Here is an 8,031-nt window from a genome sequence, read left to right as displayed (position 1 = left end):
AAACGCCCGGTTACATTTCGAACCCGGAAGCTAAGCCTTACAGCGCCGATGGTACTGCAGGGGGGACCCTGTGGGAGAGTAGGACGCCGCCGAACTCCTCTTAGAGCTCTGGCTCTTGGGCATGCAGCCCGAGAGCCAGAGCTTTTTTGCGTTGAGGTAAGGTCAGGGAGCATCATTGGCTCGTTTCACCCCAGGAGGCCCCCGCGTGGAGGTCCAGGAGACCCGCGTGCAGACCGACCGGGTCCTCACCATCCCGAACATCCTGAGCATGGCGCGCCTCGCCGGCGTACCGCTCTTCCTGTGGCTGATCCTCCGTCCCGAGTTCGGCGGCCCGCAGAGTGACGGCTGGGCGCTGTTGGTGCTGGCCCTGAGCGGAGTCAGCGACTACCTGGACGGGAAGCTCGCGCGGCGCTGGAACCAGATCAGCAGCCTCGGCCGGTTCCTCGACCCCGCCGCCGACCGGCTCTACATTCTGTCCACTCTGGTGGGCCTCACCTGGCGCGAGATTCTCCCGCTCTGGTTGACCCTTGTACTGCTTGCCCGGGAAGCGGTCCTGCTCGTGATGGTGGGCATCCTGCGACGTCACGGCTATCCGCCGCCGCAGGTGAACTTCCTGGGGAAGGCCGCCACCTTCAACCTCATGTACGCCTTCCCTCTGCTTCTTCTCAGTGACGGAAGCGGGTGGATCGCGTCACTCGCCGCAGTTTTCGGATGGGCGTTCGCCGGATGGGGTACAACCCTGTATTGGTGGGCAGGTGTTCTCTACGTAGTACAGGTCCGCCGTTTGGTCCGTGCGGACACCATGACCGATTGAACTCGCCGATTGTGCGGCCCCAGTGGCCGGATGGCCCCCACGGCAAAAGTGCGGGAGTCTGGTCGGGTGAAGTCGGTCAATCCGTCGTCTCTTAGAGGAGGACGCTTCCGACATGAAGGCCGTCGTGATGGCTGGAGGCGAAGGCACACGCCTTCGTCCCATGACCTCGAGCATGCCCAAGCCGCTCCTGCCGGTGGCCAACCGGCCGATCATGGAGCACGTTCTGAGGCTGCTCAAAAGGCATGGGCTCAACGAGACCGTCGTCACCGTCCAGTTCCTGGCCTCGCTGGTCAAGAACTACTTCGGTGACGGCGAGGAGCTCGGGATGGAGCTCACGTATGCCAATGAGGAGAAGCCACTCGGTACCGCCGGAAGCGTCAAGAACGCCGAGGAAGCGCTGAAGGACGATGCGTTCCTCGTTATTTCCGGCGACGCCCTGACCGACTTCGACCTCACCGACCTGATCAATTTTCACAAGGAAAAGGGTGCGCTCGTCACCGTGTGTCTGACACGCGTGCCCAACCCGCTGGAATTCGGCATCACCATCGTCGACGAAGAGGGCAAGGTCGAGCGCTTCCTGGAGAAGCCGACCTGGGGCCAGGTCTTCTCGGACACCGTGAACACCGGTATCTACGTCATGGAGCCCGAGGTATTCGACTACGTCGACCCCGACGTGCCCGTGGACTGGTCCGGTGACGTCTTCCCGCAGCTGATGAAGGAAGGCAAGCCCGTCTACGGCTACATCGCCGAGGGCTACTGGGAGGACGTCGGCACCCACGAGAGTTATGTGAAGGCCCAGGCCGACGTACTGGAGCGCAAGGTCGACGTCGACATCGACGGCTTCGAGATCTCGCCCGGCGTCTGGGTGGCCGAGGGCGCCGAGGTGCATCCCGACGCGGTGCTCCGCGGGCCCCTCTACATCGGCGACTACGCCAAGGTCGAGGCCGGCGCCGAAATTCGGGAACACACGGTCGTCGGCTCCAACGTCGTCGTCAAGAGCGGCGCCTTCCTGCACAAGGCCGTCGTCGCCGACAACGTGTACGTCGGACCGCACAGCAACCTGCGGGGCTGCGTCGTCGGTAAGAACACCGACATCATGCGCGCCGCGCGGATCGAGGACGGCGCGGTCATCGGGGACGAGTGCCTGGTCGGTGAAGAATCGATCATCCAGGGCAACGTCCGGGTCTACCCGTTCAAGACCATCGAGGCCGGTGCCTTCGTCAACACGTCGGTCATCTGGGAGTCCCGGGGCCAGGCGCACCTCTTCGGCGCCCGCGGGGTTTCCGGCATCCTGAACGTGGAGATCACGCCGGAGCTGGCGGTACGGCTGGCCGGCGCCTACGCGACCACGTTGAAGAAGGGCTCCACCGTCACCACGGCCCGCGACCACTCACGTGGTGCCCGAGCGCTGAAGCGGGCGGTGATCTCCGCGCTGCAGGCCAGCGCCATCGACGTACGGGACCTGGAGAACGTACCGCTGCCCGTGGCGCGGCAGCAGACCGCGCGGGGCAGTGCCGGCGGGATCATGATCCGGACCACGCCCGGGGTGCCGGACTCCGTCGACATCATGTTCTTCGACGGACAGGGTGCCGACCTGTCCCAGGGCAGTCAGCGGAAGCTGGACCGGGTCTTCGCGCGGCAGGAGTACCGGCGCGCGTTCCCCGGAGAGATCGGGGACCTGCACTTCCCGTCCAGCGTCTTCGACTCGTACACCGGGTCGCTGCTGCGGAACGTCGACATCACAGGGATCGCGGAGTCCGGGCTCAAGGTGGTCGTGGACGCGTCCAACGGCAGTTCGGGGCTGGTCCTGCCCAGTCTGCTCGGGAAGCTCGGGGTCGACTCGCTGACGATCAATCCCGGTCTCGACGAGTCCCGGCCGACCGAGTCGGCCGACGTGCGGCGGTCGGGGCTGGTGCGTCTCGGGGAGATCGTGGCGTCCTCCCGGGCCGCGTTCGGTGTGCGGTTCGACCCGGTCGGTGAGCGGCTGTCGCTCGTCGACGAGAAGGGCCGCATCATCGAGGACGACCGTGCGCTGCTGGTGCTGCTCGACCTGATCGCGGCCGAGCGGCGCAGCGGCCGGGTCGCGCTGCCGGTGACGACCACCAGGATCGCCGAGCAGGTGGCGGCCTACCACGGCACCCAGGTCGAGTGGACGACCACCTCTCCCGACGACCTGACGCGGGTCGGCGGCGAGGAAGGGGCGATCTTCGGCGGTGACGGCAAGGGCGGCTTCATCGTCCCGGAGTTCAGCAGCGTCTACGACGGTACGGCCGCCTTCGTGCGGCTGATCGGGCTGGTGGCCCGGACGCAGCTCACGTTGAGCCAGATCGACGCGCGGATCCCGCGGGCGCACGTCCTGAAGCGTGATCTTGCCACTCCGTGGGCGGTCAAGGGTCTGGTGATGCGGCGGGTCGTCGAGGCGGCCGGAGACCGCTTCGTGGACACCACGGACGGCGTGCGTGTGGTGGAGACCGACGGGCGCTGGGTGATGGTGCTGCCCGACCCGGCCGAGGCGGTCACCCATCTGTGGGCCGAGGGTCCCGACGACGCGTCCGCGCAGGCGCTGCTCGACGAGTGGTCCGCGGTGGTGGACAGCGCGGGCCGTTAGAACGCGCCGCACGCGTGCGTGCCGGACAAGTGTCCCCAAGGGGGCCTGTCCGGCACGCCGGTGGGGCCGTTCGGAGGTAGCGGCCGTGGCGTGCGACGATGTGCGGCATGCCGCAGCAACCCCCCGTTCGGAGCACATTCACGCGGCCCGCGCGCCCGGATGCGTCCATGTCGTTGCTCACCAACGTCATGGACCACAGCCTCGACGACGGATACGCCGAGGCCGCCGCGCGCAAGAAGGCCGAGGGCACGGGCGGTATGCCCAAGACCCTCCGCGCCAAGCTCGGACTGGCCGCCGGGCTGGTGATGGCCGCCCTGGTCGTCACGGTCGGCGCGGCCCAGGCGCGGGTCGCGGCTCCGGCCGTCGCCAAGGAGCGCGAAGAGCTCATCGACCGGATAGAGGGCGAGACCTCCACGGCCGACAAGCTCGAGGAGAGCGTCGACAAGCTGCGCGAGGACGTGAGCGCGCGGCAGCGCGAGGCGCTCGAGAAGAACGGCGACAGTGACCGCTCCGACCTGATGGGCGTCCTGTCGGGCGCGGTCCAGGTGCACGGCCCGGGTGTGAAGCTCGTGGTGAACGACGCCAAGGACACGAGCACGGGCGGTGACGGTCAGCCGCGTGGCACCTCCGGGTTCTCCGACACGGGCCGGGTTCGGGACCGGGACATGCAGCGCGTGGTCAACGGGCTGTGGGAGTCGGGAGCCGAGGCGATCTCCATCAACGGGCAGCGGCTGACAGCGCTGTCCGCGATCAGGGCCGCGGGGGACGCGATACTGGTCGACAACAGGCCGCTGGTGCCGCCGTACGCGGTGCTCGCGGTGGGGGACGGCGAGGGGCTCAGCTCCCGGTTCCAGGACAGCGCCGACGGGCTGTATCTGCATGCCCTCCAGGAGAACTACGGCATCCGGACCGCCATCTCCGTCGCGGACGACCTCGAGCTGCCGGCCGCGACGAGCTTGATCGTACGTACAGCACAGCCGATAACCGAGAAGGGCACATCGTGATCGCCGTACTGGGCCTCGTCGTGGGAGTCGTGGCCGGCCTGTTGGTCCGGCCCGAGGTGCCGGCGGCCGTCGAGCCTTATCTGCCGATCGCCGTCGTGGCGGCGCTGGACGCCGTCTTCGGTGGTCTGCGGGCCATGCTCGACGGCATCTTCGACGACAAGGTCTTCGTGGTGTCGTTCCTGTCGAACGTGGTCGTGGCCGCACTGATCGTGTTCCTGGGCGACAAGCTGGGCGTCGGGGCCCAGCTGTCCACCGGCGTGGTGGTCGTGCTCGGTATCCGGATCTTCTCCAACGCCGCGGCGATCCGACGCCACGTCTTCCGGGCGTGAGGCCGATGAGCGACCACGAAGAGCAGAGCGCGAACAGGCTGCGCAGGGAACTGCCCGACGAGGTGCCGGCGGCGGCGTCCCCGACGCGGTCCCCGGCGGGGGAGGCACCGGACGCCGACGCCCCGGTCGAGGAGCGAGTCGAGCGGCGGCCCGATCCGGGGCCGGGGCTGACCGGTAGGCAGCGGCTCTTCCAAGGGCTGTGGCCGCCGCGTCTCACCCGGGCCCAACTCATCGTCGCCCTGCTCCTGTTCGGCCTCGGTTTCGGCCTGGCGGTCCAGGTGGCGTCGAACAGTGACAGTGACGGAGCGCTGCGCGGCGCCCGGCAGGAGGATCTGGTCCGCATCCTCGATGAACTGGACGACCGTACTCAGCGTCTTGAAGACGAGAAGCAGGGCCTCGAGAAGCAGCGGGACGAGTTGGAGAACAGCTCCGACCAGGCAGAAGAGGCCCGCAAGCAGACGCTCGAGAAGGAGCGGCAACTGGGCATTCTCGCGGGCACCGTGGCCGCGCAGGGGCCCGGCATCACGGTGACGATCGAGGACACGAAGGGGGCGGTCGAGGCGGACATGCTGCTCGACGCGATACAGGAGCTCCGCGCGGCGGGCGCGGAGGCGATCCAGGTGAACGGCGTACGGGTCGTCGCCGGCACGTACCTCACGGACTCGGACAAGACCGTGAGCGTCGACGGGAACAAGATCAACGCGCCCTATCGTTTCCAGGTCATCGGCAAGCCGCAGGACCTCGAACCGGCTCTCAACATTCCTGGAGGCGTGGTGCAGACTCTGGAGAAGGAACAGGCCACCGTTACGGTTGAGCGGTCGAGCAAGATCGTCGTGGACGCCTTGCGAGCGGTGAAGCGGCCTGACTACGCTCGGTCGTCCTCCCAGTGAACCGGCGGTGCATGGGGGGCGACCGGCGGGGGCATGAGGTTGCGGGGGGTCGGCGCACCGATTGGGTGGTGCGTGGTGGAAACTGTCTGGTGGAGACGGACGTTGTGAAGGTGTCCGGGTCGGTCAGTACGGTCAGTCAGGGTTCGTCCTGCCCCACGGGCGGGTCTGTTTCGGTCAAGGGGAATCGCCCGTGAAGTTGTTTGCGAAGTTGTTCGGCAAGAGTGCGCGAGAGGGTCGCGAGAACGCGACCGCTCGCCATCGGGCACAGCCTGATGCGGAGGGCGGGCGCCCGATGTTCCGGGACCAGGTGGCTGGTCCGGGCGGTGGCATTTCCGGTGGTCAGGGCGCGCCGTCTGTTGACCCTGCACAGTCCGGCGACATAGGTTTCGGGCAACCGTCGACCTCAGGTACGGGTGGAGGGTTTACCCCCGGCCCGTACGCGTCGAACGCCCCGGCGGGGCAGTCGCGGCAGGAGGATCCGTCCATGTCGGCCCTGGTCTGTACGAGGTGCGGTAACCGCAACGCGGAGAACAGCCGCTTCTGCTCCAACTGCGGCGCGCCACTGCGTGCCGGGGCGGTTCCGGAGCGTGCCTCCGAGACGACCTCCACGATCTCCATCTCCGGCCTGGAGGCGTACGACGCCGAGGTCACCGGCCAGACGGCGATGCCGGCGCTTTCTCCCGAGGCGCAGGCGGCCGTCGACGCGCTGCCGCTCGGCTCGGCGCTCCTGGTCGTGCGCCGTGGTCCGAACTCCGGCAGCCGCTTCCTGCTGGACGGTGAGCTGACCACCGCCGGACGTCACCCGCAGAGCGACATTTTCCTGGACGACGTGACGGTCTCGCGCCGGCACGTGGAGTTCCGCCGCGGTCCGGACGCCTCGTTCACGGTGGCCGACGTCGGCAGCCTGAACGGCACGTACGTCAACCGCGAGCGCATCGACCAGGTCGCTCTGTCGAACGGTGACGAGGTGCAGATCGGCAAGTACCGGCTGGTCTTCTACGCGAGCCAGCGGGGTTACTGACCCGCCCCCGGGCAAGCGCCCGGGGAACCTCCAGGGAAGGTCCATGCTGCAAACACCGAGCGGCGGTGTCGGCCACGGCACCGTCGCCACGGACAGTGGGCTGATGAGCATCGGCGCCGTGCTGAACGCGCTGCGTGACGAGTTTCCCGACGTCACCATCTCCAAGATCCGTTTTCTGGAGTCGGAGGGCCTCGTCGAGCCGCGACGGACCCCGGCCGGGTACCGCAAGTTCAGCGCGCACGACGTCGAGCGCCTCGGCCAGGTGCTGCGCATGCAGCGGGACCACTACCTGCCGCTGAAGGTGATCCGCGAACACCTGGACGCGATGGAACGCGGCGAGGCCGTGCCGTTGCCGACGCTGGGCCGGCCGCGGGACGGGGAGGCCGTACTGGAGCCCGCCGAGGGACCCACGGCGGCCCGGATCGGGCGGGACGAGTTGCTCGCCGCCGCCCGGATCGGCGACCAGGAGCTGAAGGAGTGGGAGTCGTACGGGCTCCTCGCTCCGCTGCCCGACGGGGCGTACGACGCCGAGGCGGTCACCGTGGCCTCACTGGTGGTGGAGCTGGGGCGGTTCGGTATCGAGCCGCGGCACCTGCGGGTGATGAAGGCCGCCGCCGACCGGGAGGCGGGCCTCGTGGACCAGGTGGTGGCGCCGCTGAGGCGACACCGCAACCCGCAGACCAGGGCACACGCGGAGGCCCGCACCAAGGAGCTGGCGGGGCTGGCGGTGAAGCTGCACGCGGCGCTGGTGCAGACCGCCCTCGGCGTGCGGCTGCCCTGAAACGGCGCACCCGGAGCCCGGAACGACCACCCCGACCCCGGCCCGACTACCCAAATGTCCCGGGCACGGCCTAGGGTTGCTGTGTGAACGAGCTCGATGTCGTAGGTGTCCGGGTCGAGATGCCCTCCAACCAACCGATCGTGCTGCTGCGCGAGGTGGGGGGCGACCGCTACCTCCCCATCTGGATCGGGCCGGGGGAGGCGACGGCGATCGCCTTCGCCCAGCAGGGCATGGCTCCCGCGCGGCCGCTGACCCACGACCTGTTCAAGGACGTGCTGGAGGCCGTCGGCCAGGAGCTCACGGAAGTACGCATCACGGACCTGCGTGACGGGGTCTTCTACGCCGAGCTGGTCTTCGCGAGCGGCGTCGAGGTGAGCGCCAGGCCGTCCGACGCCATAGCGCTGGCCCTGCGCACCGGAACGCCGATCTACGGCAGCGACACGGTGCTCGACGACGCTGGTATCGCCATCCCGGACGAGCAGGAGGACGAGGTGGAGAAGTTCCGCGAGTTCCTCGACCAGATCTCGCCGGAGGACTTCGGGACCAGTAACCAGTGAGCCGCGGGGACCGGAGCGGTACCGGGG

General features: G+C 68.4%; 8 protein-coding genes and 1 rRNA gene. All 9 read left to right on the top strand.

Translation table 11 applies throughout. The annotated features are described in order from the left end of the window. A 5S ribosomal RNA gene (gene rrf, locus ACIQ6R_RS14465) occupies nucleotides 1–95 on the top strand; the annotation flags it as partial. A gap of 110 nt (nucleotides 96–205) precedes the next feature. Further along, nucleotides 206–814 (top strand): CDP-alcohol phosphatidyltransferase family protein, encoded by a 609-nt coding sequence (locus ACIQ6R_RS14460; protein ID WP_404181334.1) that lies wholly within the window; start codon nucleotides 206–208, stop codon nucleotides 812–814. 112 nt (nucleotides 815–926) lie between these two features. Further along, complete coding sequence (locus tag ACIQ6R_RS14455) at nucleotides 927–3,422, top strand: sugar phosphate nucleotidyltransferase (RefSeq protein ID WP_404181331.1); 2,496 nt, start codon at nucleotides 927–929, stop codon at nucleotides 3,420–3,422. Between the two features lie 167 nt (nucleotides 3,423–3,589). After that, nucleotides 3,590–4,426: a DUF881 domain-containing protein gene (locus ACIQ6R_RS14450; RefSeq protein ID WP_404221329.1), complete on the top strand. Its 837-nt coding sequence runs from the start codon at nucleotides 3,590–3,592 to the stop codon at nucleotides 4,424–4,426. After that, nucleotides 4,423–4,755, top strand: a complete 333-nt coding sequence (locus ACIQ6R_RS14445; RefSeq protein ID WP_003977440.1) for a small basic family protein — start codon at nucleotides 4,423–4,425, stop codon at nucleotides 4,753–4,755. The genes ACIQ6R_RS14450 and ACIQ6R_RS14445 overlap by 4 nt, the downstream gene beginning before the upstream one ends. Nucleotides 4,756–4,760: 5 nt before the next feature. Continuing rightward, complete coding sequence (locus ACIQ6R_RS14440; protein ID WP_404181325.1) at nucleotides 4,761–5,645, top strand: DUF881 domain-containing protein; 885 nt, start codon at nucleotides 4,761–4,763, stop codon at nucleotides 5,643–5,645. Between the two features lie 61 nt (nucleotides 5,646–5,706). Next, entirely contained in the window at nucleotides 5,707–6,666 is a 960-nt protein-coding gene (locus ACIQ6R_RS14435) for an FHA domain-containing protein (RefSeq protein WP_404221327.1), read from the top strand. Nucleotides 6,667–6,709: 43 nt separating this feature from the next. Further along, nucleotides 6,710–7,447 (top strand): MerR family transcriptional regulator, encoded by a 738-nt coding sequence (locus ACIQ6R_RS14430; protein ID WP_404221325.1) that lies wholly within the window; start codon nucleotides 6,710–6,712, stop codon nucleotides 7,445–7,447. Between the two features lie 83 nt (nucleotides 7,448–7,530). Further along, entirely contained in the window at nucleotides 7,531–8,004 is a 474-nt protein-coding gene (locus ACIQ6R_RS14425) for a bifunctional nuclease family protein (protein WP_030189411.1), read from the top strand. Nucleotides 8,005–8,031: the final 27 nt, after the last annotated feature.

This window comes from Streptomyces sp. NPDC096048 (assembly GCF_044763415.1).
In the GTDB taxonomy this organism is placed as follows: domain Bacteria; phylum Actinomycetota; class Actinomycetes; order Streptomycetales; family Streptomycetaceae; genus Streptomyces.
This window is presented reverse-complemented; position numbering and strand designations above follow the sequence as displayed.